We start from the raw sequence: 21,755 nt of genomic DNA on the forward strand, positions 1-21,755 counted from the left end.
TCAGAAGCCTTCGAGCACGATCTTGCCCTTGGCCTTGCCGCTTTCGATAAAGGCATGGGCGCGGCGCAGATTGTGCGCGTTGATGGTGCCGTAGTGTTCGCCCAGGGTGGTCTTGAGCACGCCACGGTCGATCAACTCGGCTACCCGATTGAGCAGCCGGTGCTGTTCGATCATGTCCGCCGTCTGGAACATCGAGCGGGTGTACATGAACTCCCAGTGCAGCGACAAACTCTTGCGCTTGAGCAGGCTGATGTCGAGGCTCGCCGGGTCGTCGATCAGCGCCAGGCGACCTTGCGGGCGTAGCGCCTCGACGATCTGCGGCAGATGCACGTCGGTGTGCGTCAGGCTGGCGACATGGCTGACCTCGTCGATGCCGACGCGCTTGAGTTCAGCCGCCAGCGGTTCGCTGTGGTCGATCACCTCGTGAGCGCCCAGGTCGCGCACCCAGTCCCGGGTTTCGCTGCGCGAAGCCGTTCCGATCACCTGCAGCCCGGTCAACTGCCGCGCCAGCTGCGTCAGAATCGAGCCTACGCCGCCTGCCGCGCCGACGATCAGCAGGCTCTCGCTGCGTTCACTGCCTTCGGCGATTTGTAGCCGCTCGAAAAGCAATTCCCAGGCGGTGATCGAGGTCAGCGGCAACGCTGCCGCCGCGGCGAAATCCAGGCTGGCCGGCTTGCGCCCGACGATGCGCTCGTCGACCCGGTGCAGCTCGCTGTTGGCGCCGGGGCGATCCAGAGCGCCCGCATAGAACACTTCGTCGCCGGGCTTGAACAGGCTCACGTCGCTTCCCACCGCGCGCACCACACCGGCGACATCCCAGCCGAGCACCTGATGCTGGCCGGCTTCCGGCTGTACACGCATGCGGATCTTGGTGTCGACGGGGTTCACCGAAATCGCTCGGACTTCGACCAGCAGATCGCGCGGGCCGAGTACGGGCTCAGGCAGCTCGATGTCGAGCAAGGCGCGGGGATCGTCGATAGGCAAGGACTGGGTATAACCGATGGCTTTCATGGCGCTTCCTCTGGGAGTGGCGGGATGCGCCATGTTCGGCTTTCTCGTTTCGTAGAAAAACCGCATATTCAGCAGAGGCTCTTTCAACAGATTTTTGAAAATGCTACGGACCGACGACCTTCAGGTATTCGTGATGACCGCCGAGCTGGGCAGCTTGTCCGCTGCCGCTCGGCGCCTTGAGCTGTCGCCGGCGGTCGCCAGCGCTGCGCTGAAGCGGTTGGAAACAGGGCTCGGCTGCCGGCTGCTGGTGCGCTCGACGCGCAGCTTGCGCTTGACGGGCGAGGGCGAGCAGTACCTGCCGCATGCTCGGGCTGCCCTGCAAAGCCTGCGCGACGGCCAGCAATTGCTGGCGGGCGGCAAGGCCACTATCAGCGGGCTGCTGCAACTGTCGGCCCCATCGGATTTCGGGCGCAACGTATTGCTGCCTTGGCTGGACGAGTTTCAGCTGCAGCATCCCCAGCTGAGCCTGCGCGTGCTGCTTGCCGATCGTAACGCCGACCTGTTCCGGCAGCCGGTGGATATCGCGCTGCGCTACGGGCAGCCGGAGGATTCGAGCCTCGTCGCGCTGCCGGTCGCGCCTGCCAATCGCCGCGTGCTCTGTGCATCGCCTGCCTATCTGGCCGAGCGGGGCACACCGCGCGCGCTCGCCGACCTGGCCGGGCACAACTGCCTGCGCTACATGCTGGCCGGGCGGATGCACGAGCGCTGGTGTTTTCGCGATGGCCCACGCGAGCTGGTGCAGCCGGTCACGGGGGATCGCATCAGCGACGACGCGGATGTGGTGCGCCGCTGGGCGCTGGCGGGGCGGGGCGTGGTGTACAAGTCCTGGCTGGATATCGCGCAGGATGTACAGGCGGGGCGTTTGGTCGTCCTGCTACCGCAGCTGCTCGGCGAGCCGACGCCGCTGAATCTGATTTGCGCTCATCGCGCGCACCTGGGCGAAACCCTGCGGCTGCTGCGCGAGCACCTGGTCGAGCGATGCAGTGTGCTGCTCGACCAGGCGCCGTTCGCCATTTGAGCGGTCAGTTGGCCAGGCGCGCGTCCAGGCTGTTCTGCGCCAGCCGGCGCGCCTGGTCCTCGGTCATGCCGAGGCTGTCGTGCAGCGCCATGAAGTTCTCTGTCACGTAGCCGCCAAAGTAGGCCGGATCGTCAGAGTTCACCGTGACTTTCACGCCTTGCTCCAACATCTGCAGGATGTTGTGCTGGCTCATGTCATCGAACACGCAAAGCTTGGTGTTAGACAGCGGGCACACGGTGAGCGGAATCTGCTCGTCGATCAGCCGCTCGATCAGCCTGGGATCTTCAGCAGAGCGAACGCCGTGGTCGATACGGCTCACCTTGAGCAGATCCAGCGCCTGCCAGATGTATTCAGGCGGGCCTTCTTCACCGGCATGCGCAACCGCGAGGAAGCCTTCAGCACGAGCCTTGGCGAACACACGCTCGAACTTGCTCGGCGGATGACCCACTTCGGAACTGTCCAGACCAACCGCAAAGAACGCGTCGCGGAACGGCATCGCCTGGGCGAGCGTGTCGAATGCCGCTTCTTCCGGCAGGTGGCGCAGGAAGCTCAGGATCAGTCCGCTGCTGATGCCCAGCAGTTCGCGGCCGTCCGCCAGGGCTTCGCTGATGCCGCGCATCGCCACTTCGAAGGGAACGCCGCGGTCGGTGTGGGTTTGTGGATCGAAGAACGGCTCGGTGTGAACCACGTTTTGCGCTTCGCATTTCTGCAGGTAGGCCCACGTCAGGTCGTAGAAGTCCTGCTCGGTGCGCAGCACGTTGGCGCCGGCGTAATACAGGTCGAGAAATTCCTGCAGATTGCCGAAGTTATACGCGCTGCGGAGGGCGTCCACGTCATTCCACGGCAGGGCGATCTTGTTGCGCTCGGCGAGGGTGAACAGCAGTTCAGGTTCGAGGGAGCCCTCAAGATGCAAGTGGAGCTCGGCTTTTGGCAACGCATTGAGCCAGTCGTACATGGGAACCCCCGTTTGAAAAGGCGCATTTAAGCATGCGTCCGGAGCTGACCCCAAGGTCAGCCTCCGGCGGTGCCGACCTGTGTGGTCGCACCAGGCACCACTGTGCAAAAAACGAGCAAAGACGCGTAAGCGAGAACGGGCGCGGCCAAGCGGCGGAAGCCCAACGGTTATCCACACGGTTGTCCACGTAACCTGCGCATAACCGTTGTGCACCATGATGGCTATTTGAGATCGAGCCCGGAACTGCCGCTTCCTTGAAAAAATATTTGAAAAACAAAGGGTTTTGGTTGGTGAGCAGCGATATGTGACGTTTCGGTTAAAAAATGAGCAATGCTGGCGAGGCGGCGAGGTTGCTGGCTCCGGCGCAACGTTCCCAACGTTATCCACAAACTCATGCACACCAACGGTGGAAAACCCTGCGGCAATAAAAAGCCGCATCAGGCTAGCCCGATGCGGCGAATAGGAGAGGCGCACCGAAGCGGCGCGCTCCCGTCAGTTCTGCTGGGTTGGCGGCGGAGTCTGCGGCACGTTCGGCTCGACGGGTTCGCCGACGTCCGGTTCGTCATCGTCGGGCATGTCGACATCAACGTCGGGCACGGTAACGGTTTTCTCCTTGGTGCCAACGTCGACATCTGGCGTGTCTACGTCGTACTCAGGCATTTTTCCGCCCTCGACGTTGACCTCAGGCATCTCGCCTTCCTCGGTTTTTTCAACATCGCAACCGGCCATACCCAGCGTGGTGAGCAGCACGGCGCCAGGGATCAGCCACTTGTATCGACTTTTCATTTGTCTAACTCCTGTTTCGCGGGAAAACGTGTCGCTTCCAGCCATCGTCGGCGCTTCGTCGCGCGTTTCGACGGCAGTATCGCTCTTACAGGTGACTAGATCGGGCCGGCTCAGTTCCGCTACCGGCGCTTCAGCGTTCCAGCGGTTGCAGGATTGAGCGGCCGCGGCTGACATCGGCGAAGAGGTCGCGCAAGGCTTCGAATTGCGCGTGGGGCAGGGCGATGATGAGGTCGGCACCCTCAGCATCGAAGGTTTCGGATTCAATCAGCGCCTCATGGTCAGGCAGGCGCGCCTTGATTAGCGCCAGCTCGGCGAACCGGCAATGGCAGCGGCAGCGGATGCGCTCGACGAGTTCGAGCTGTTCGCCTGCCTGCAGGCATTTCGCTGTAGTACCGCCATAGGCGCGCGCCAGCCCACCGGTGCCGAGTTGAATACCGCCATACCAGCGCGTCACGACGACCACCACCTGATCGCAGGCTTGTCCCTCGATGGCAGTGAGCATGGGTCGTCCGGCAGTGCCGCCGGGCTCGCCGTCATCGCTGAATCGATAGTGATTGCCGATCTTCCAAGCCCAGCAATTGTGCGTCGCGCTCAAATCGCTTACCGCCTCAATGAACGCCTGTGCATCGTCTGGCGTAGCGATGGGGGCGGCCTGGGCCAGGAATCGGCTCTTGCGGATTACTTCCTGAAAGTCGCAGGCGCTCGTGAGTGTGAAGGGCATCGGACAGCTTCGAGTAAACAGGTGCGGACCGGCATTTTAGCGGGCCGAGCGCTGTGCGCGTCGACGCCGCTCAGCCATTTTCCTGAACTTACCTGGACGAGATTGAACACAAAAAGGGTGGGCCCATGGTTCGTTCATCTGAAGGGCCATCTGGGCGTGCTTCAAACCATCTCTTCCAGGAGGTCACAATGCTCAACTCCAAGTACCAATCCTGTATCGAGGCTTGTTCCAACTGCGCCATCGTCTGCGAGACCTGCGCCGCATCGTGCCTGCGTGAGGACGACGTAAAGATGATGGCGCGCTGCATCGAGCTCGACCGTGACTGCGCCGACCTCTGCGCGCTATCCGCCGTGCTGATGACCCGCGACAGCAAGCTCGCCAAGGAGATGTGCCGTATCTGTGCACAGATTTGCCGCGAGTGCGCAGAGGAGTGCGGGCAGCACCAGATGGACCACTGCCAAGCCTGCGCGAACGCCTGCCGCCGGTGCGCCGAAGAGTGCGAGAAGATGGCGGCCTAAAGCCGTTGCGCCGAAGCGGTGTGCAACGCGCGCACCCTTCGGCTACGCCAACCAATCCAGTGTCAGGATCAGCCGGCGACTTTCAGCGGCTACGTCCGGGGACCGGTGAATGATGCCGGCGCCTTCGTTTCCTGCCCATTTCTCGCCTTTGAAAAGCGCAACCTCACCTGCCAGCAGTTGTTCGATGTTCCGCCTGTCTTGCGGCTCGGCGGTGGGGTCACCGAGGCGATGGCGGGGCATGGCGCGTTCAGGCAGCCATTCGCTTCCGGCGCCGGCATAAGTCGTGATCAGGCGCAACGGGACGTGGTCAACGTGGAAACGCGGGCACATGGCCTTGTCCAGCGCACGCAGACGTATGCCGATACGGCGTGCGTCTAGCAGGCAGGCGAAGGCCGTCGCGAGCCATTCGATGTCTGCGACGAAACCATCGTGGCCGGCCAGGTCGCGGTACGCGTCAGCAAGCGTTGGCAGTCGCACCTCGCCTGTTTGAATCTCCAGCGTGATCGACTCGGCTAGCGGCTCGCCTAACCTCAGCAGTGTCTGCGCGAAGTGCGCGACATGCAGAGGGAGCTTCCGCTGCCACACCGTGAGATTGACACCGTCCATCAGCGCATCGCCCAACACGTCGGGCGTATCACTGAACAGTTGCTCCGGGGCCGAACGAACGGCTTGGCTCGCCAGCATCACGCCACCTCCCGATGCCAGGGCGTAAACGGGTCGGGCAAGCGCAGCCAGTGTTCCGGGCCGAGGCTCCATTCGTAGTCGTTGAGCAGGCAGGCGTCGAGCTCGCCGCGTAGGCGGCTGAAGTCGATGTGTTGGCCGATGAAGACCAGCTCCTGCCGACAGTCACCTGATTCGCCGTGCCATTTCTGGTGGATCGATTCTCTTGATTCCTCATCCGCCGGCCATTGCGCCTCCGGTACGAAACGCCACCAGCGGCCGGCATATTCGTAGCGCATCAACCCGCCCGCCTGGGACCAGCTGCCGGCCTCCTGCGGGCGGCTGGCGAGCCAGAAATAACCCTTCGAGCGCAGCAGGCGGCCGTTGGTCCATTCGCGGTTGAGAAATGCGTGGAAGCGTTGAGGGTGAAAGGGGCGTCGCGCCTGGTAAACCGTCGAGGCGATGCCGTACTCCTCGGTTTCAGGAACGTGTTCACCGCGAAGTTCCTGCAACCAACCAGGCGCCTGCGCAGCGCGCTCGAAGTCGAACCGGTTGGTGTCGAGAATGCGTGCGAGGGGTACCTGGCCCATGCTCATCGGCAGGATGTCAGCATGCGCATTCAGGCGGCCGAGGATGGCGGTCAGCTCCTCGCGCTCAGCGCTGGAGATCAGGTCGATCTTGCTGATCAAGATGACGTCAGCGAACTCGACCTGCTCGATCAGCAGGTCTGTGATCGAGCGCTCGTCCTCCTCGCCCAGGGTTTCGCCGCGGCTGGCGAGGCTTTCCGCTTCCTGAAAGTCGCGCAGGAAATTTACGCCGTCAACGACAGTGATCATGGTGTCCAGCCGCGCCAGGTCCGCAAGGCTCTGGCCCTGATCGTCGCGAAAGGTGAAGGTCTCGGCCACGGGTAGCGGCTCGGAGATGCCGGTCGACTCGATCAGCAGATAGTCGAAGCGGCCTTCACGAGCAAGCTGGCCGACCTCGTCGAGCAGATCTTCGCGCAGCGTGCAACAGATGCAGCCATTACTCATCTCGACGAGTTTTTCCTGCGCACGGTTGAGGCTGACGTCGCGCTGCACCTCGCCGCCATCAATATTGATTTCACTCATGTCGTTGACGATCACCGCGACGCGACGACCTTCACGGTTCTTGAGAATGTGGTTGAGCAGCGTGCTTTTGCCGGCGCCGAGGAAGCCGGACAGCACGGTAACAGGGAGGCGTTTCATGGTGGTCTCTCAGGCGGTTCTCTTGTGTTTTTCGAGCGCTTCCTGGCGCTCCTTGGCTTCGATGCACAAGGTCGTGGTCGGACGCAGCAACAAGCGCCGCAGGCCAATCCGCTCGCCTGTTTCAGCGCACCAGCCGTACTCGCCGCGGGCAAGGCTGTCGAGCGAATCGTCAATCTTGTCGAGCAGCTTTTTTTCTCGCTCCAGTAGCCGCAATTGCCACTGGTGGTGCTCCTCGGCTGTGCCGACGTCCGAGGGATCGCTACTTGGTTCCTGATCGCGCAGCGTCTGGAATTCTTCCGCTATACGCGCCTGCAACTCGGTACGTTGCCGTATCAGCAGGTCGCGAAAGAACGCCTGCTGGGCAGCGTTCATGTAGTCGTCGAGTGGCTGGGCGAGGAGTTCGGCTTCGGTCATGTCGAATGGGCGCGTTTGAGATGTTTAATAGTTATAACATAACAATTTTATTGTTGGCGCAACTTGGTTTTACAACGGTGTCTGCGGGCGCAGACGCTGGCCAAGAAGGATCGAAAGGCGCTTGTGAGGCGCACATGAGCGGATGGCTGCGCTTTAGCAGAACGCGTTGCGTTCAAGATGTGTAGAGGCAAACCTGTATCGACCGGCCGTTGGCTAACGGAGGGTCCTGAGCCCGTGGTGAGCGGGGCCTTGCATCGCAAACCACGCGCACGTTACCCAAGCGACTGCCTAGGCATTACGTGGCGGGCGAGCGGCTAATGCGGGCTGCGTGATCGCCAGCAAGCTGGCTCCTACACTGGCATTACTGCATGCGCGGGTAAGGCCTGAACGTAGACGGCTTGAACCACGCAATAGGTCAAGCGCCTTCGCATCGGTAGGAGCCAGCTTGCTGGCGATCAAACGAGAGACTCTGACCGACGTAGTCCTTTTGTTCGCGCTAAGACAGTCCGGCAAGCGCTGCTCTTCTAGCTTCACGCCACCTGCCTTCTCCGATACCCCTGCGCGACTTGCACCAGCACCACCAGTGTCACGATCGGCAGCAGGCCGATGTTCACCGCCGCCCAGCCGGCCTGGGCGATCAGGGCTCCGGAGGCGAAGGACATCACCGCTGCGACGCTACCGTTGCTCAATTCCATCAGGCCTTGTGCGCTGGCACGTTCGGTGGCGCTGTGGCCTTGGCCGAGCTGGGTGGTGCCGGCGACGAGCATCAAGTTCCAGCCGATGCCGAGCAGGCAGCTACTGAACAGGAAATGAAGATGGCTGATGCCGAGCAGCGCGACCAGCGCACTGGCAATCAGCAGCCCGCCGCCGACGCAGGCGACCATTCGGCTGCCCAACCGATCGACAAGCGGGCCGGCTATGAACGCCGGCAGGAACATGCCGAGCATGTGCCATTGGATGACTTGCCCGCTGGTCTGCAGATCCAGCCCGTGGCCGTGCATCGCCAGGGGCGTGGCGTTCATCACCAGGATCATCAGGCCGTGGCCGGCAGCGGTGGTCAGCACGGCGGCACGGACGGTGGGCCGCGCAAGCAGCTCACGCCACGGCACTGCGGAAGGTGCTGTCTGGGTGGCAGCGGCCATGGCAGGAGTCCGCAGCCCCATGAGCACCCCCAGCCCCAAGGCTGCGAGCACCGCGATCAGCAGATAGGCGCCGACGAAGGGAACGCTGAGCAGGTCGCGTGTCGCATTGCCCAGCGACGGAGCCACAAGCGCCGCGACCACACCGCCACCGATCACGCAGGCGGTGGCCCGGCCTTTATACGCATCGCTGACTGACTCGAGCGCGGCGAAGCGGTAATACATCGCCGAGGCTTGGTAGGCCCCGATGGGCAGCGCGCCGAGGCAGAGCAGGGTGAAGCTACCCGACCAGACGGCCCCTGCGCTGATCAACCCGCCCAGTACGCCCGCCAGCGCACCGATGACGAAACCGGCCCGGCGGCCGCGCCGCTGCATGAACCCTGCGACAGGCTGCAGTGCAATCAGGCCACCAAGCATCAGCACGGCGAGGGGCAGGGTGGCCAGGCCGGGCGATGGAGCCAGGCGCAGGCCGACGATGGAGGTGAGGATGATGCCGGTCATCGAACATGACCAGAACAACGCCTGCGCGATGAATAAGCGCAATACTTGGGGGTTGCGAAGCAGTAGCGGCATGGCGAGATCTCCTGAATGACGGGCACAGCGATGCCTGGCTCAGTGCCAAGTTGAATCGATTGCTGGGGCTGGTTGCCGCTTAGCCGAAGCGTTGGTAGAAGTCTCGCGGGCTGACCGAGAGGTGCTTCTGGAAGCTGCGCCTGAGGTTTTCCGGATGGCCAAAACCGGTCAATCGCGCCACTGTCGCGATGGAGGCCTGGGCGTCGAGCAACAGGCTGCGAGCCGCTTCGAGGCGCACCCGCTCGATGTATTGCCCCGGCGCCATACCGGTCTCCTGACTGAACAGGCGGCACAGGGTGCGGGGCGTCATGTGCGCTTGCGCGGCCAGCGCTTCGATGGACAGGTCATCGCCTAGGTGTCCTGGAATCCATTCGAGAAGCGCGGCAAGCCGCGCCACGGTTCCAGTCGGCGCAGCCAGCATCGGGCTGAATTGCGTTTGCCCGCCTGGCCGGCGCAGAAACATCACCAACCGCTGTGCCACAGCCAGGGCAATCGGACGCCCGAGATCGGCCTCCACCAACGCGAGCGCCAGATCGATGCCGGCAGTGACGCCCGCCGAGCTGAACAGGTGCGCCGCCTGGGGATCGTTCGGGTCATAGGTGTGCAGGCGGTCCCCCTGAACGTCGACAGCAGCGTACTCGCCAAGCGCGTGCAGGTCCGCCCAGTGGGTGGTCGCCTTGCGACCGTCGAACAGCCCGGCTTCGGCCAGGATCAGCGCACCCGAACACACCGAGCCTAGGCGCCGCACTTGCGGTTCGGCGCGACGCAGCCAGTCGAGCAGCGCCTGCTTGCCCTGTTGCTCCGAAACGCCTGCACCGCCCGGCACCAGCAGCGTATCGAGTGCTGCCGGGTTGATGTCAGCCCATGCCGCGTCAGCCACCAGCCTCAAACCGGCGGACGTCGCTACCGGCCCGCAGGCATCAGCAATCAGCCGTAGCGAGTAACTGGCCGGCAAGCCCTGGCGCTGGCGCTCGACATTGGCCGAGGCGAAGACCTGCATCGGGCCGGTCACGTCCAGGCTCATGACATCTGGGTAGATCAGGCAGGCAATGGTGCGGATGACGTCCATGCTGCACCTCGATCGATAGAGAGGCCTGCAGTCTGCGACGCTGCACGGCCTGTCGCAATGACAAGGTTCCCACGGATCTTGCCAGATACGCTCAGACGTCCGCGCGCCTGGCCCGTTGGCGGTACTGGCCAGGCGTCATGCCGACCACGGCGCGAAAGTCGTGGATGAAATGCGCTTGGTCGCTGTAGCCGCAGGCCAGGGCGATATCGAGCAGCGGATCGCCGGCGCGAAGCTCCCGGCGGACCAGGGCCACGCGTTGGATGCGGCTGAATTGCTTGGGCGTCAGGCCGACCTGCTGGCGGAACAAACGCTCCAGTTGTCGCTGGCCAAGCGGCACGCTCGTGAGCAAATCGGCCAGTCGCGCTCGGCCGGCGCTGGCGGCGATCTGCTGGAGCAGCTGTTGTACCGGGGCGCGACCTGCCTGATGTTCGCTCAACTGACGCAGCAGATAGCCTTCGACCAGCGCCTGTTGCGCGGGCCGGCTCAATTCGGCCAGCCGATCAACCAGCCCGGCCAGGGTTGGCCGCGGCCCATCGGCGCCATGAAAGCCGGCCAGTTCGTCCAGCCCGACGCCCAGAAACGGCGCCCCCATGCCTGGTCGAAAGCGTACGCCCATAAGGTTCACCCGCCCGCTCAGTTGTAGCCGAGCACTGGTCAAGTGCGGGCCGGCGACCAGCGTACGGGGCCGATACAGGCTGCCGTCGAAGGCCATGGGGTCGGCGAAATTGAAAATCACGCCACTGGCCCCGTCGGGGTGCAACATCTGCTCGTCCCGCATCGCTGCGGCGTCGCCTTCCAACCACCAGAATCGTTGCACATGGGCCGCGAGCGCCGGCGGCGGGTGGCGCGTCATGAAGCCTTCGAGGCGGGGCAGACGTTCGTGCAAGCTGGGCATGAGGGCGGTTTCGCAGGATGTCGAAAATCTACAATAGCGCAGCACGGCGGCTGCGTAGCCTTGGCCTCACATCGAACCGAGGAGTGACCACCATGCGTATGAACTACCACGCCGCTGCCCCCGAAGCCGTCAAGGCCATGAGGAGCTTAGAAAGTTACCTGGCGCGCCAAAGCCATAGCGAGGATGGCATCGACAAGCCGCTGATGGAGCTGGTGAAGATTCGCGTGTCACAGCTCAATGGCTGTGCGTTCTGCATCGACATGCATACCCAGGATGCGCGCGCTCTGGGCGAAACCGAACGACGGATCTACGCTCTCAGCGCCTGGCACGAGACGCCCTTCTTCAGCGAGCGCGAACGTGCCGCGCTGGCCTGGGCGGAAGCCAACACGCTGCTACCGCAAGGCGTGTCACAGGCGCTGTTCGACGAGGTGCGCACGCAGTTCACCGAAGCCCAGCTCACCAACCTGACGCTGGTCATCGCCACGATCAACGCCTGGAATCGCTTCGGGGTGTCCTTTGCACCGGTGCCGGGCAGCTATCAGCCTGCCTGACTGCCCGTCGCCGCCGCTCGGCCTCGAAGGCTGGGCGGCTGGTTACATTCAGCGCTTGAGCTTTTGGTTGCCTACGGCACAGAAGCTCTGCGCCTGTCGCGCTTCGGGCAGCGAACGCAGCTCGGCCATGCATTCGGCCTGGCTGGCCATACGTGCAACGCTGAGCTGGGCATCGTCATCGACGCCGATCAGGTAGGGCTTGTTGTAGCGGGGGCCGTCATGCCAACCGGAGAAGCGTTGCTCGCTGTAGGCGCAGCGGTAGCGACGGTGGCCAGAAAAGCCCTTGAAGCGGTCGCTGCGAAAGATGTGGTGATAGCGCAGCCAGTCACGCTTGCTCTGGCCATCGCGTACAGCGTCGAGGCAGCCCTGCAAATCAGTGATATCCGGCTCGTGAAGAAAGATGCTATGCGCCAGGCTGGAACCGTCCAGCTGAACGGTCGCGACGAGATAGACCTGGCGTTCGGCCGCTTGCGCCGAGACAGCCATCAAAGTGCCCAGTATCCACATCCCTGTTCTGATCACGGCAATGCTCCTTGGCGCATTTGGGTCGGGAGCGCACCCTAGCCGAGGCGGCATGTCGAAACAAGCGGTGACCGGCAAGCCGCCTTCACAGGCAGGCGAGCACGCGCGCAACGCGGAAACGAAATGTTGCATGCCCGTCGGCGGGTCATTACGTGGCACCACGGCATTCCTTGTACAGTGGCCGTCCCTTTGGCCACGCGTTTTACACATGACCCTCCTGATAGCGTTCGCTGTCTTGTCCATCCTCGTTTCGTTCATCTGTTCGATTCTTGAAGCTGCCCTGCTATCGCTGACACCCAGCTTCGTCGCACACCTGAAAGCCTCCAAGCCGAAGCTCTACGAGCGCCTGAAAAAGCTAAAGGACAACGTCGACCAGCCGCTTGCGGCGATCCTGACGCTGAACACCGTTGCCCATACCGTTGGCGCGACCGGTGTGGGTGCGCAGGTAACGGTCGTCTTCGGTAATGGCTACGTTGGTGTTGCCTCGGCGGTGATGACAGTGCTGATCCTGGTGCTGTCCGAGATCTTGCCCAAGACCATCGGTGCGCGTTATTGGCGCACGCTGGCGCCGTACCTGCCGCCGCTGCTCAACGGCATGATCCTGCTGCTCAAGCCGTTCATCTACCTGTCCGACTTGATCATGCGTGCGGTCGGCGGCAAGGAGCCGGAGCATGACATCCGCCAGGAGATCAAGGCGCTGACGGTGCTAGGCCGCGAGAACAAGAGCCTCGACGAGGACGAGTTGCGCGTCATCAGCAATATTCTCGACCTGCACGAAGTGCGTGTGCGCGATGTGATGACGCCTCGGACCGTCTGCGACTACACCTCGCCCGACATGCCCATTGGCGCGTTCAAGGCAAAGGTCGCTGACAGCCAATTCTCTCGTTACCCGGTCATTGGCGACGATGAAAGCCCGCTGGGTGTGGTGTTCCGCTACGACGCGCTCGCCGCGACCGATGATGACGCGCCGGTGTCGAGCCTGATGAAACCGGTGAAAGTGACGCCGGAACTGACCAGCGTCGAGCAACTGATGACCCAGTTGCTGCACGAACGCCAGCACATGAGCCTGGTCTACGATGAGTTCGGCAGCTGGCGCGGCCTGGTGACGCTGGAAGATGTGATGGAAACCATCATCGGCCAGCCGATCATGGACGAGACCGATGACATCCCGAACATGCGTCGTTTTGCCAAGCGCCGTTGGGATCACCGTATCAAGCGCGCCCGCGAGATGTAGGAGCGAATTCATTCGCCCGGGGTGGAGGGGGTGGGCGAATGAAATTCGCCCCTACAGGGCCGTTGCCGGCCCGCCCGGTGGGTTGTGCACCCCGACCACACCAACCGCCAAGCCGACCCGTTTCCCATGTAGGGACGAATTAATTCGCCCGGGGTGGCGGGGGGGTGGGCGAATAAAATTCGCCCCTACAGGGCCGTTGCCGGCCCGCCCGGTGGGTTGTGCACCCCGACCACACCAACCGCCAAGCCGACCCGCTGCCCATGTAGGGGCGAATTCATTCGCCCGGGGAGGCCGGGGGTGGGCGAATGAAATTCGCCCCTACAGGGCCGTTGCCGGCCCGCCCGGTGGGTTGTGCACCCCGACCACACCAACCGCCAAGCCGACCCGCTGCCCACGTAGGGGCAAATTCATTCGCCCGGTGAGGCGAGTTGGGCGAATGAGTTCGCCCCTACGAGTGCATTCGCCCTGGTCGCCGCGCCGAGCGGCTCTTGCTTAGCGCTTCACCATGCCCAACCGCATGAAGCGCGTCTCACCGCTGGCGTCTTCCACACCGTCATTGTCGGTGACGACGAACAGGCGGCCTTGCGCATCCACCGCAGCGCCTTCGACCTTGTCCAGCACCCAGCCGTTCGTGGCTTTCAAGTCGGGCAGCAGGTCGCGCTCCAGCGTCTTGGCCAGCAACGGAAAGGATTGGCCTTCGTTGGCGGGCTGCGCATTGCCGAGGTCGATCCGGTACAGGCGCTTGACCTCCGCGGCAGTGCCCTGCTGGTTGTCCCGCTCGATCACCAGAAACTGGCCATTGCCCAGGGAGGTGAGTTCGGAGAGGCCGACCCACGCGCCGTCGGGCGCGGCGTCGAGCGGGTAGTGGTAGAAGCCCCACTCGCCGCTGCCCGGGTTGAACACACCGATGCGCACCCGGCCGGCCGGGTCGTTCTTCCACTCACGCTGGAAAGCCACATAGACACGAGTGCTCGCACCTTCACCCGCTACCGCCACGCCTTCGAAACCATTGCTGGTTTGCTGCGCCGCCACGCTGGCTGGCAGGGCAAATTCTTCGAGCACTTCGCCCCGGGCATTGGCGCGAATCAGCAGGTTCGGTTTGGCTTTGCCGTTGCCCTCCGAGGCAAGCCAAAAGTCGCCATTCGCGGCCTGGGCGATCCCTTCCAGGTCGTAATCGACCGTCTTGCTTGCTTTATGCAATTCGATCTGTTTGTCGATGACGGCGGGTGTCTTGCTGGAGTCGATGCCGAAAATGCGTGACGCCTTGTAGTAGCTGTCCGGCACCGCGAACAGGCGATTGGCCTGCGTGCGGTCAGCGGCCAGACCGCTGAGCGCGCCCCAGGGAATCAGGTCGCCATCGGCCGAACGGATCTCGGGATAGGCCGCGCGCTTGGCGCCGAATTGGTAGATCGAAATCGTCGAGCGGTAGCCGTCCTCGGCCGAATCTTCTTCGCTGCTCACTACCAGCAGGTTGCGCGACGGAATCGGCAGGATGCCTTCGGGGCCCATGCCGGCCGGCAACAGCTGGCGTAGGGCCGGGGCCCAGGGGCGTGCGACGTCATAGACGGCCACCGCATTGCCGCGCTCGCTGCCGACGAACAACAAGTCCTGCTTGCGGAAGCTGGCCGCGGCGATGCCTTCGGGCTCGATCCCTTTGTTCTCCGAGCGATTGTCCGGGTAGTGCCCGGCGCGGATGAAGGCATGTTCCAGCGAGGCGCCGGCGTCATGCCAGACGCGGCCGTTGTAGTCGAAGAGGGTGAAGCTGCGGCTGCCGCCTTCTTCACCGTCAGCGTCTTCGTAATCACCTTCGTTGGCGGTCGCCAGCAGGGGGCCGACCCAGGCGATGGCGTCGGGCTCGCGGCGCTTGCCCTTGAGCACACCGACCGGCTCGATGCGGTCGTTCTCTTCGACGTCTACGCCTTCGAGATCGACCTGGCCGGCGCTGAAATGACGCATCACCCGGCCGCGACGCAGGTCGACGAGGACGATGTGATTGTTTTCCTGCAGGGTGACGGCAGCGATGTCCTGGTCGTTGATGCTGACGTACTCAGGCTCGGGATCGCCCGGGGCCGTGTCGGCGAGGCCGGTCAGGTCGACGTCGCGAGTACTCCAGCGCGACGGCTGGCCCTTGAGGTCGACGATGCGCAGAAAGCCGGCTGGCAATTGGGGAATGAGGCCGTCGTTAAGGTCCTCGTCGCGCTCGTTTTCAATCGCGACAGCGGCGTAGCGCCCCTTTGGGCTGATCGCAATGGAATCCGGCTGGCCGCCCATGGGCAGGGTCGCGACGCGTTTGGGTTGTGCCGGGTTGCGAATATCGAACACCGCGAGCACGCCGTCCGGCTGGGCGTAGCTCAGCGAGGTATTCACCGCGACCAGCGCGTAATGATGGTGCACCGCCACGGACGTCGGCTCGCCTTCCAGCTGGACGAAGCCGGCCGGCTTGGGCGACTTCGGATCGCGTATGTCCACCAGACCGATGCGCTCGCCGGGGCTGTCGGTGTAGATCAGGGTGCGACCGTCACGGCTGACCGTAGTGATCTCAGCGACGGTCTGCTTGGCCTGATCTTCATCGGCGCCGAGGTTGCGATACACCGGGAAGGTCGCGATCCGCTCGAAGTATTCCGCTGCGTGCGACGAGGCGGCCTGCGAGGCCACGGGGAGAAGGGCGAGCGTCAACGCGGCGGAGAGCGCAGTGCGGGTCAGGCGGGTCGGTCTGGTCATGCGGGCCTCGGCATCCATGAGTGGGTTAGCCAAAACACGCTATGGCGGCTGTGTTACGAGGGTGTGACGCGGGGTAGGTTTGTTGTCGGGTCGCAGGCCGTACCGATGAGGGCGGCGACCTGCGGACCCTAAGGCGTTGCTTACTTGGGCTGCAGCTCCAGCAAGCGACCACCGTCACCGTCTTCGAGCAGCCAGAGGCTGCCGTCCGGCCCCTGCTCGACTTCGCGAATACGTTCGCCCATGTCGTAACGCGCGGCTTCGCTGGCGTTCTCGCCATCCAAGGTGACGCGCACCAGGCCGCGCGCCGACAGGCCACCAATGAGCGCGTTGCCCTTCCAATCGGCGAATCGGTCGCCGTTGTAGATGATCATCCCTGCCGGGGAAATGACCGGCGTCCAGCTGATTTTCGGCGCGATGAATTCAGGCCGCGTGTCGTGATCCGGGATCGGCTTGCCGCTGTAATGGTCGCCGTTCGAGACCTCGGGGTAGCCATAATTGCCACCTTTCTGAATCAGGTTGAACTCGTCACCGCCCTGCGGGCCCATCTCGTGCTCCCACAGTCGGCCTTCGGCATCGAAGGCGATGCCCAACGGGTTGCGCTGGCCCAACGACCAGATCTGCGCCGTTACACCACCCCGGTCGGCGAAGGGATTGTCCGACGGTACGCTGCCGTCGTCGTTGAGCCGGAGGATCTTGCCAAGGTTGGCTTCCATGTCCTGTGCGGGGGTGAATTTCTGCCGCTCGCCGGATGAGATCCACAGTTTCCCGTCCGGGCCGAATGCCAAGCGGTGCCCGTAGTGCCCCCCACCGGACACCTTGGGCGACTGCCGCCAGATCACCTGCACGTCCGTCAGCGCGTGGCTGTCGATATCTAGCGTGGCCCGCGCTACCGCCGCCCCCCGGTCGCCGCCGTCGCCTTTTTCGGCATAGCTGAGGTAGATACGGTGATTGCTGGCGAAATCTGGATGAAGGATGACGTCGCCGAGCCCGCCCTGGCCGCCATAGGCCACCTCGGGTACTCCGCTGACTGACTGCGCTTTGCCCGTCTTCACGTCGACATGCTTGAGCGCGCCGCGCTTCTCGGTGACGAGGGCCGAGCCATCCGGCAGGAAGGTCATCGCCCACGGCTCGAACAGGGTCGCGCGTGGCGTCGCGGTAAAAGGCCAATCGTCTTTACCGATCGCCTCCGTCGCGGCATGAGCCGTCAGTGAGGCGACCCCCAGGGCTAGGGTGCTGGCAAGGGCAAGCTGCTTCATAACCGTCCTCCTCGAAAGTGGGCTTCAACGTTACTGCGGCGGGCCGAGGTTTCGGGCTGTGGATTTGTTACCTGAGACGTCAAGCCGGAGCCGCTTCGTAGAGCTCCAGCGGCAGCCCGTCCGGATCGGCAAGAAAGGTGAAGCGCCTGCCGGTGTACTCGTCCACGCGGATCGGTTCGACGTCCACGCCTTGCGCCTCGAGCGCCGCCTTGCTCGCAGCGACGTCATCGACCAGGAACGCCAGGTGCCGGAGCCCCTGCGCTTCAGGGCGGGATGGGCGCGGCGGTGCGTCGGGAAAGGAGAACAGCTCTAGCTGACCGCCTTCCGGCAGCGCGAGGTCCAGCTTGTAGGAGCGCCGCGCCTCCCGGTAATGCTCGGCAATCACGGTCAGGCCCAGCACCTCGGTGTAGAAGCGTTTCGAGATCGCGTAGTTGGAACAGATGATCGCGACGTGATGGATCGATCGCAGCATGCGGCTTGCCCCGTTAAAACTTCATAGAAGACCGGCTGGCGCCTGGCACGTTCCTACCTGATCTTTTGGATGCTCGGCATCGATCACTTCAAGCGCATCAACGACCGCTACGGCCACGGCTGCGGCGACGAGTGCCTGGCCCTCATCGGCCAGACCCTGAGCAATTTCAGTCGTCGGGACAACGAATTTGCCGCGCGACTGGGCGGCGAGGAGTTCGCCGCGGTCTTCTATGGCATGCCGCCAGCCAAGGCTGCGGCCATCGCCGAGCAGGTCCGCGAGTCCGTAGCGAAACTGGAGTTACAGGTCCCCGACGCCACGATCCGCTTCACCATCAGCATAGGTGTCGCCGCGTGGATACCGGCAGCCGAAGACACGAAACTGACCTTTGCCAAGGCAGCCGACGAGGCGCTGTACCAGGCAAAGGCCATGGGGCGTGACCATGTTTGCCTGGCAGAGCGGGCTGGGCACGCCAACGACGTGCTATCGGACGATACGGTGCAGGGGGCTCGTTAGACGCCAGACGAGCGAAACGCTTCGAAACGGGGCGCTATCTCGCCTCAGTTGGGAGCGTCTTGTCCGCGTGTCGACAGCCATGCATGGATCAACCCCGCCTGGAAGAATGGCGTGGGGTGCTCGAATCCACCCGCCTCGATAAGTGCCGCGACACGGCCCGGCGGTAGGATGGCGACATCCTGTGCGTATGCCTTGCGCATCCTCTCCAATGCTTCCTCCGAAAGATCCGCCGCGGACATCATGCTCATCCAGCCGCGCAGCAGCACCTCATACTCCGGCGAGGCAACATCCGAAGCCAGATCCGAGCTCGCCAATAGGCCACTCGGCTTGAGGCGCTGCGCAATTTCCCGGAAGAAGCCCGACCGTTCGCCTTCATCCAACATGAACTGAGAAACCAGAAAACAGGTCGCTGCATCGTACCCGTCACCTGCTGGAAGCGAGCTGAGATAGCCTTCGTGAAACTGGCAGCGATCGCTCACGCCTTCGTCAGCTGCCCTGCGTCGACAGACCTCGAGCATCGCCCCTGACGGCTCCACCGCGGTAAACCGCCAGCCCGGGCGCAGCGCTGCCAGATAGAACAGCTCATCCCCCGTCCCTACACCCACACACAGAACCCGCGCATCACTCGGTAAACCGGCAAACTGAGAGCCAAGCAGCAAGTGCAAGCAATGCCTAATCGGCGCCGTCTTCGCCCACTGCGTGTCATAGGTCGCCGCTTGTTGATCGAACAGCGCTTTGAGTTCGTCTTGTTTCATGATGGGCTCCGGCGTGTGGGGGGGTAGCGTTGATTGCTTGGCGAGTTCGGGATTGTCTATATAGACTCGATAACGATGCCAAGTTTTTACTGACAGATGTAATCTGCCCATTTTTATAATTGTCAGGCGTCAATCCTGAGGGAGTAATTGCGGGTTCCATACAACCTCCCATAAATGTCTATCGGGATCCTGGAAATAGCCCGCGTAGCCACCCCAGAAAGTATCATGTGCTGGCTTGACGATAACAGCACCTGCCGTTCTCGCTTGTGCCATTACTTCATCAACCTCGGGTTTTTAGAAAGTGTTATGCACGAGACTTAATTCCGTAGCGCATGAGTTGCCTAGCGGGACGCCAGCATCATGCGCAAGACTTTTTCGCGGCCAAAGTGCAAGTTTTAAACCTGACTACAGATCAAAGAAGGCAACGGCGCCATGTTCAAACTCTTTTCCGATAATACCTTCGCTTTTGAAGCCTAGGCCGTCACGGTAGAAGCGAACAGCCTTCTCCAAATTATCGACGCCAAGGGTTATTACAGTGATGCTTGATTTCATCGATGTGTCCGCCTTGAGTCATTACTATTCAAATTAAATACCGTTCACGTGCTTTTCTGCGAGAGTGTGCCTGTGCGGCTGGTATCCCCAAATCTCACGCTTAACACTTTGCGCCGAAGAACTGAAACAGACAGATAAGTAGTCGCCTTGCACGTCATCAAAGATGAGTGTGTTGCCAGACTCTGTAGAGTGAATAGCGAACATCTCTTTCCTCTGTAGGCTAACGATAAGCTAAGGGGCGGGCTTTAGCCCGTCCCAGCGAACGAAGCGAGCGATTTGAGCGACTTGTTATACGATGCTCATAATTTAGCTTCCAGTTTTTGACGCTTTTCCGCAAGTTTCTCTTTGGCCAGTTTTACATTATTCAACCGTGCTAGAGATTTAAAGTATGAGAGGCAGCCAGCGGCGGCGGCAGCCCAAGCACCAACTGCAAATAAATAAATGGTTCTCTCTAACGGCTCAGGATATGGGAATAGATTTGTTGAGATAACCATAGCGCCTGACAACAGGACGATGAAAAGAGTGAGCGATAGAACCCGAAAGCCAGAGCGTATTAGCTCGACATTGCCCTTGCTGATTTTCTCAATGAATTGTTCTTCATATTCTAACTCTGCGATCGCGGATTTTATCCGTCTGTCCCTGCCGCGCAGATACCAAAAAAATGCAAGACTGCCTAAGAAGGATGTAACTACGGAAAATATAAGAACGCTTAAAGAGAACTGTTGATCCATGAATATCCCTTTTTCGTATAACGTTTGGTTAAGGGGCGGGCTTTGCCCGTCCCAGTGAGCGAAGCGAACGGTTTGAACCATTGGTTAGGTTTTTCTCTGTGCGAACCGCAACAGCCAAAGATAAAAAAAGAAAAGATAAGGCCCATAGAGCCAATGGATAAAATACGTCAGGGTTATTTAAAATACCCATGACGCCCCATATCAAGCTCACAATCGTGCATGCATAAAGAAAAACCCGGAAAAATGAAAATCGGAATTTGCCGTTATCCCAGAACCTAGTAAGAGCAATTATGAATAGAAAATTATAGAAAGGCATTAGTAAAACGAATAATCCTAAGATATGTTTTGGATCGCTCAATATGTCTAGGTTTCCATTGAGTATTATGGAAGTCGAGGCGAATGACGAAAAGATAAACATGATCATGCCTGCGAAAAATTGACCATTTGCTGGCAAAATTAGCGAGGCAATGAACAAGCCCACCGCCAACCGAAAGAACATTCGATCATCCAGATTCATGGTTTAACCTAACGCTTGGTTAAGGGGCCGGCTTTAGCCGGTCCCGAGTGAGCGAAGCGAACGACTTGAACCACTAATTAGATCGGCCACGTGGTTATCAATTGGTGATTGCATAACCACACGCTTTGAGCTCTTTAGATACTTCAATTTTCCAGCCGCCAGCGTCATCTAAGCCAACATAGACCACCCCGCTGATGTCATTCGGAGTTTCTATTTCTCCCTTGACCAAAGCGCAAACGTTCTCCCTGCCTAGCTTTGCCATCAGATACCCATGTTCGAAAACAACGTTTTGTCGAGCTCTGTTTTTGGGAGGAAGTTTTGACTCATGTACGCCCCGGCCGTGATCGCAGGGCGTGTATAAGACTAGAGCAAAGTCAGCGTCGTTTGAATAATGCTCAATTTTCTCAATGATGGTCATGCCTGAACTGGCTTGCTCATGAAGTATGATTGCTTTAAGGCCTAAACTTTCTATGAAGCGACTAACCTCATATTTAGCCTGGTTATCTCTGCCATGAACAATAAAGACATTTCTTTTGTTTCTAGCTACAGGCTTATTTGCCGCGCCTGACACCGTGCTTTGAGTTTTTACCGGTGCTGCTGTTCCGAACTCCAGTGAGTCTAGTAGCGGCGTGAATTGCTCGGAAAGGTACGTTCTTCGCTCAGCATATGTAGAAAACTTTGGCTGTATGAACCCCCAGAAAGAGTCAAGGTTCCTATGCAGCTTTAGCCATGCTGGTAATTGATTGGAAATTTGGTGATTGCTAAGTAATTCGTGGCGAAGTGTTTCGTACTCGCTAGAGTCTGCGGTTTTGCCAGTGGCGTGAGCGATCAATAAATTTAACAGGTAACTTACTTTTTCAAAGTCGCTTTCTAGAAAATTTATGCTCATTCACGGAGTACCGGTTTAGTTTGTTTTAGGTCTAACGCCGCATTCAACGGATTGTCC

At 61.2% G+C, this 21,755-nt stretch carries 23 protein-coding genes and 1 pseudogene; 5 read left to right on the forward strand and 19 right to left on the reverse strand.

Annotated features, from left to right (window positions below):
- Window positions 1-1,011, reverse strand: a complete 1,011-nt coding sequence (locus tag KXR72_RS18755; RefSeq protein ID WP_437422610.1) for a zinc-binding alcohol dehydrogenase family protein — start codon at window positions 1,009-1,011, stop codon at window positions 1-3.
- A gap of 100 nt (window positions 1,012-1,111) precedes the next feature.
- Here KXR72_RS18755 and KXR72_RS18760 point away from each other — a divergent pair, with 100 nt between their 5' ends.
- Entirely contained in the window at window positions 1,112-2,029 is a 918-nt protein-coding gene (locus KXR72_RS18760; RefSeq protein WP_437422611.1) for a LysR family transcriptional regulator, read from the forward strand.
- A 4-nt stretch (window positions 2,030-2,033) separates the two neighbouring features.
- On the opposite strand, the gene KXR72_RS18765 is transcribed toward KXR72_RS18760, so the two are convergent.
- The 3 genes from KXR72_RS18765 to KXR72_RS18775 all read right to left on the reverse strand — a co-directional run bounded on the left by KXR72_RS18765 (window position 2,034) and on the right by KXR72_RS18775 (window position 4,491).
- Window positions 2,034-2,984 carry an adenosine deaminase gene (locus KXR72_RS18765; RefSeq protein ID WP_437422612.1) on the reverse strand — a complete coding sequence of 317 codons (951 nt, stop codon included), beginning with the start codon at window positions 2,982-2,984 and terminating at the stop codon, window positions 2,034-2,036.
- Between the two features lie 492 nt (window positions 2,985-3,476).
- On the reverse strand, window positions 3,477-3,770 hold the full coding sequence (locus KXR72_RS18770) for a hypothetical protein (protein ID WP_437422613.1): 294 nt from the start codon (window positions 3,768-3,770) through the stop codon (window positions 3,477-3,479).
- Between the two features lie 130 nt (window positions 3,771-3,900).
- Window positions 3,901-4,491: an IMPACT family protein gene (locus KXR72_RS18775; RefSeq protein ID WP_437422614.1), complete on the reverse strand. Its 591-nt coding sequence runs from the start codon at window positions 4,489-4,491 to the stop codon at window positions 3,901-3,903.
- A gap of 188 nt (window positions 4,492-4,679) precedes the next feature.
- On the opposite strand from KXR72_RS18775, the gene KXR72_RS18780 reads away from it, so the two are divergent.
- Window positions 4,680-5,009 (forward strand): four-helix bundle copper-binding protein, encoded by a 330-nt coding sequence (locus KXR72_RS18780; RefSeq protein ID WP_437422615.1) that lies wholly within the window; start codon window positions 4,680-4,682, stop codon window positions 5,007-5,009.
- A 42-nt stretch (window positions 5,010-5,051) separates the two neighbouring features.
- Here the strand turns inward: KXR72_RS18780 and KXR72_RS18785 are convergent, their stop codons facing one another.
- The 6 genes from KXR72_RS18785 to KXR72_RS18810 all read right to left on the reverse strand — a co-directional run bounded on the left by KXR72_RS18785 (window position 5,052) and on the right by KXR72_RS18810 (window position 10,985).
- Window positions 5,052-5,693 carry a DUF1826 domain-containing protein gene (locus KXR72_RS18785; RefSeq protein ID WP_437422616.1) on the reverse strand — a complete coding sequence of 214 codons (642 nt, stop codon included), beginning with the start codon at window positions 5,691-5,693 and terminating at the stop codon, window positions 5,052-5,054.
- Window positions 5,693-6,895: a zinc metallochaperone GTPase ZigA gene (gene zigA / locus KXR72_RS18790; protein ID WP_437422617.1), complete on the reverse strand. Its 1,203-nt coding sequence runs from the start codon at window positions 6,893-6,895 to the stop codon at window positions 5,693-5,695. Before zigA ends, KXR72_RS18785 begins: the two co-directional genes overlap by 1 nt.
- A 9-nt stretch (window positions 6,896-6,904) precedes the next feature.
- Window positions 6,905-7,309: an RNA polymerase-binding protein DksA gene (dksA, locus tag KXR72_RS18795; RefSeq protein ID WP_437422618.1), complete on the reverse strand. Its 405-nt coding sequence runs from the start codon at window positions 7,307-7,309 to the stop codon at window positions 6,905-6,907.
- A 530-nt stretch (window positions 7,310-7,839) separates the two neighbouring features.
- Window positions 7,840-9,021 carry an MFS transporter gene (locus KXR72_RS18800; RefSeq protein ID WP_437422619.1) on the reverse strand — a complete coding sequence of 394 codons (1,182 nt, stop codon included), beginning with the start codon at window positions 9,019-9,021 and terminating at the stop codon, window positions 7,840-7,842.
- A 79-nt stretch (window positions 9,022-9,100) separates the two neighbouring features.
- The gene (locus tag KXR72_RS18805; RefSeq protein WP_437422620.1) at window positions 9,101-10,090 is read right to left on the reverse strand and encodes a GlxA family transcriptional regulator; all 990 of its coding nucleotides are present in this window, start codon (window positions 10,088-10,090) and stop codon (window positions 9,101-9,103) included.
- Window positions 10,091-10,181: 91 nt separating this feature from the next.
- A complete protein-coding gene (locus KXR72_RS18810; protein ID WP_437422621.1) occupies window positions 10,182-10,985 on the reverse strand; it encodes a helix-turn-helix domain-containing protein in 804 nt (267 codons plus the stop codon).
- Between the two features lie 92 nt (window positions 10,986-11,077).
- On the opposite strand from KXR72_RS18810, the gene KXR72_RS18815 reads away from it, so the two are divergent.
- Window positions 11,078-11,536 (forward strand): carboxymuconolactone decarboxylase family protein, encoded by a 459-nt coding sequence (locus KXR72_RS18815; protein ID WP_437422622.1) that lies wholly within the window; start codon window positions 11,078-11,080, stop codon window positions 11,534-11,536.
- Window positions 11,537-11,584: 48 nt separating this feature from the next.
- Here the strand turns inward: KXR72_RS18815 and KXR72_RS18820 are convergent, their stop codons facing one another.
- Window positions 11,585-12,043, reverse strand: a complete 459-nt coding sequence (locus KXR72_RS18820) for a hypothetical protein (protein ID WP_437422720.1) — start codon at window positions 12,041-12,043, stop codon at window positions 11,585-11,587.
- 223 nt (window positions 12,044-12,266) lie between these two features.
- Between KXR72_RS18820 and KXR72_RS18825 the strand changes: the two genes are divergently transcribed.
- The gene (locus KXR72_RS18825; RefSeq protein ID WP_437422623.1) at window positions 12,267-13,292 is read left to right on the forward strand and encodes a CNNM domain-containing protein; all 1,026 of its coding nucleotides are present in this window, start codon (window positions 12,267-12,269) and stop codon (window positions 13,290-13,292) included.
- 492 nt (window positions 13,293-13,784) lie between these two features.
- On the opposite strand, the gene KXR72_RS18830 is transcribed toward KXR72_RS18825, so the two are convergent.
- The 3 genes from KXR72_RS18830 to gloA2 all read right to left on the reverse strand — a co-directional run bounded on the left by KXR72_RS18830 (window position 13,785) and on the right by gloA2 (window position 17,741).
- Window positions 13,785-16,013, reverse strand: coding sequence for an esterase-like activity of phytase family protein (locus tag KXR72_RS18830; protein ID WP_437422624.1), 2,229 nt, complete (start codon window positions 16,011-16,013; stop codon window positions 13,785-13,787).
- A 140-nt stretch (window positions 16,014-16,153) separates the two neighbouring features.
- Window positions 16,154-17,269 (reverse strand): PQQ-dependent sugar dehydrogenase, encoded by a 1,116-nt coding sequence (locus tag KXR72_RS18835; RefSeq protein ID WP_437422625.1) that lies wholly within the window; start codon window positions 17,267-17,269, stop codon window positions 16,154-16,156.
- Window positions 17,270-17,348: 79 nt separating this feature from the next.
- Window positions 17,349-17,741, reverse strand: a complete 393-nt coding sequence (gene gloA2 / locus KXR72_RS18840; protein WP_437422626.1) for an SMU1112c/YaeR family gloxylase I-like metalloprotein — start codon at window positions 17,739-17,741, stop codon at window positions 17,349-17,351.
- A 60-nt stretch (window positions 17,742-17,801) separates the two neighbouring features.
- On the opposite strand from gloA2, the gene KXR72_RS18845 reads away from it, so the two are divergent.
- The gene (locus KXR72_RS18845; protein ID WP_437422721.1) at window positions 17,802-18,254 is read left to right on the forward strand and encodes a GGDEF domain-containing protein; all 453 of its coding nucleotides are present in this window, start codon (window positions 17,802-17,804) and stop codon (window positions 18,252-18,254) included.
- A 44-nt stretch (window positions 18,255-18,298) separates the two neighbouring features.
- Here KXR72_RS18845 and KXR72_RS18850 read toward each other — a convergent pair whose 3' ends face one another.
- The 5 genes and pseudogenes from KXR72_RS18850 to KXR72_RS18870 all read right to left on the reverse strand — a co-directional run bounded on the left by KXR72_RS18850 (window position 18,299) and on the right by KXR72_RS18870 (window position 21,698).
- Window positions 18,299-19,009, reverse strand: a complete 711-nt coding sequence (locus tag KXR72_RS18850; RefSeq protein ID WP_437422627.1) for a class I SAM-dependent methyltransferase — start codon at window positions 19,007-19,009, stop codon at window positions 18,299-18,301.
- Between the two features lie 129 nt (window positions 19,010-19,138).
- Window positions 19,139-19,561, reverse strand: a pseudogene (locus KXR72_RS18855) (VOC family protein).
- A gap of 299 nt (window positions 19,562-19,860) precedes the next feature.
- Window positions 19,861-20,292: a hypothetical protein gene (locus KXR72_RS18860; protein ID WP_437422628.1), complete on the reverse strand. Its 432-nt coding sequence runs from the start codon at window positions 20,290-20,292 to the stop codon at window positions 19,861-19,863.
- A gap of 28 nt (window positions 20,293-20,320) precedes the next feature.
- On the reverse strand, window positions 20,321-20,809 hold the full coding sequence (locus tag KXR72_RS18865; RefSeq protein WP_437422629.1) for a hypothetical protein: 489 nt from the start codon (window positions 20,807-20,809) through the stop codon (window positions 20,321-20,323).
- 97 nt (window positions 20,810-20,906) lie between these two features.
- Window positions 20,907-21,698 (reverse strand): TIR domain-containing protein, encoded by a 792-nt coding sequence (locus KXR72_RS18870; RefSeq protein ID WP_437422630.1) that lies wholly within the window; start codon window positions 21,696-21,698, stop codon window positions 20,907-20,909.
- Between the last annotated feature and the right edge of the window lie 57 nt (window positions 21,699-21,755).

The organism is Stutzerimonas chloritidismutans, assembly GCF_051486945.1.
Taxonomy (GTDB): domain Bacteria; phylum Pseudomonadota; class Gammaproteobacteria; order Pseudomonadales; family Pseudomonadaceae; genus Stutzerimonas; species Stutzerimonas chloritidismutans_B.

Coding starts and splice junctions, on each gene's coding strand:
- KXR72_RS18755 (WP_437422610.1), bottom strand. CDS start 1,011: ATGAAAGCCATCGGTTATACCCAGTCCTTGCCTATCGACGATCCCCGC.
- gloA2 (WP_437422626.1), bottom strand. CDS start 17,741: ATGCTGCGATCGATCCATCACGTCGCGATCATCTGTTCCAACTACGCG.
- KXR72_RS18780 (WP_437422615.1), top strand. CDS start 4,680: ATGCTCAACTCCAAGTACCAATCCTGTATCGAGGCTTGTTCCAACTGC.
- KXR72_RS18810 (WP_437422621.1), bottom strand. CDS start 10,985: ATGCCCAGCTTGCACGAACGTCTGCCCCGCCTCGAAGGCTTCATGACG.
- KXR72_RS18815 (WP_437422622.1), top strand. CDS start 11,078: ATGCGTATGAACTACCACGCCGCTGCCCCCGAAGCCGTCAAGGCCATG.
- zigA (WP_437422617.1), bottom strand. CDS start 6,895: ATGAAACGCCTCCCTGTTACCGTGCTGTCCGGCTTCCTCGGCGCCGGC.
- KXR72_RS18800 (WP_437422619.1), bottom strand. CDS start 9,021: ATGCCGCTACTGCTTCGCAACCCCCAAGTATTGCGCTTATTCATCGCG.
- KXR72_RS18775 (WP_437422614.1), bottom strand. CDS start 4,491: ATGCCCTTCACACTCACGAGCGCCTGCGACTTTCAGGAAGTAATCCGC.
- KXR72_RS18820 (WP_437422720.1), bottom strand. CDS start 12,043: ATGTGGATACTGGGCACTTTGATGGCTGTCTCGGCGCAAGCGGCCGAA.
- KXR72_RS18835 (WP_437422625.1), bottom strand. CDS start 17,269: ATGAAGCAGCTTGCCCTTGCCAGCACCCTAGCCCTGGGGGTCGCCTCA.
- KXR72_RS18760 (WP_437422611.1), top strand. CDS start 1,112: ATGCTACGGACCGACGACCTTCAGGTATTCGTGATGACCGCCGAGCTG.
- KXR72_RS18785 (WP_437422616.1), bottom strand. CDS start 5,693: ATGCTGGCGAGCCAAGCCGTTCGTTCGGCCCCGGAGCAACTGTTCAGT.
- dksA (WP_437422618.1), bottom strand. CDS start 7,309: ATGACCGAAGCCGAACTCCTCGCCCAGCCACTCGACGACTACATGAAC.
- KXR72_RS18825 (WP_437422623.1), top strand. CDS start 12,267: ATGACCCTCCTGATAGCGTTCGCTGTCTTGTCCATCCTCGTTTCGTTC.
- KXR72_RS18860 (WP_437422628.1), bottom strand. CDS start 20,292: ATGGATCAACAGTTCTCTTTAAGCGTTCTTATATTTTCCGTAGTTACA.
- KXR72_RS18870 (WP_437422630.1), bottom strand. CDS start 21,698: ATGAGCATAAATTTTCTAGAAAGCGACTTTGAAAAAGTAAGTTACCTG.
- KXR72_RS18765 (WP_437422612.1), bottom strand. CDS start 2,984: ATGTACGACTGGCTCAATGCGTTGCCAAAAGCCGAGCTCCACTTGCAT.
- KXR72_RS18770 (WP_437422613.1), bottom strand. CDS start 3,770: ATGAAAAGTCGATACAAGTGGCTGATCCCTGGCGCCGTGCTGCTCACC.
- KXR72_RS18850 (WP_437422627.1), bottom strand. CDS start 19,009: ATGAAACAAGACGAACTCAAAGCGCTGTTCGATCAACAAGCGGCGACC.
- KXR72_RS18865 (WP_437422629.1), bottom strand. CDS start 20,809: ATGAATCTGGATGATCGAATGTTCTTTCGGTTGGCGGTGGGCTTGTTC.
- KXR72_RS18805 (WP_437422620.1), bottom strand. CDS start 10,090: ATGGACGTCATCCGCACCATTGCCTGCCTGATCTACCCAGATGTCATG.
- KXR72_RS18830 (WP_437422624.1), bottom strand. CDS start 16,013: ATGACCAGACCGACCCGCCTGACCCGCACTGCGCTCTCCGCCGCGTTG.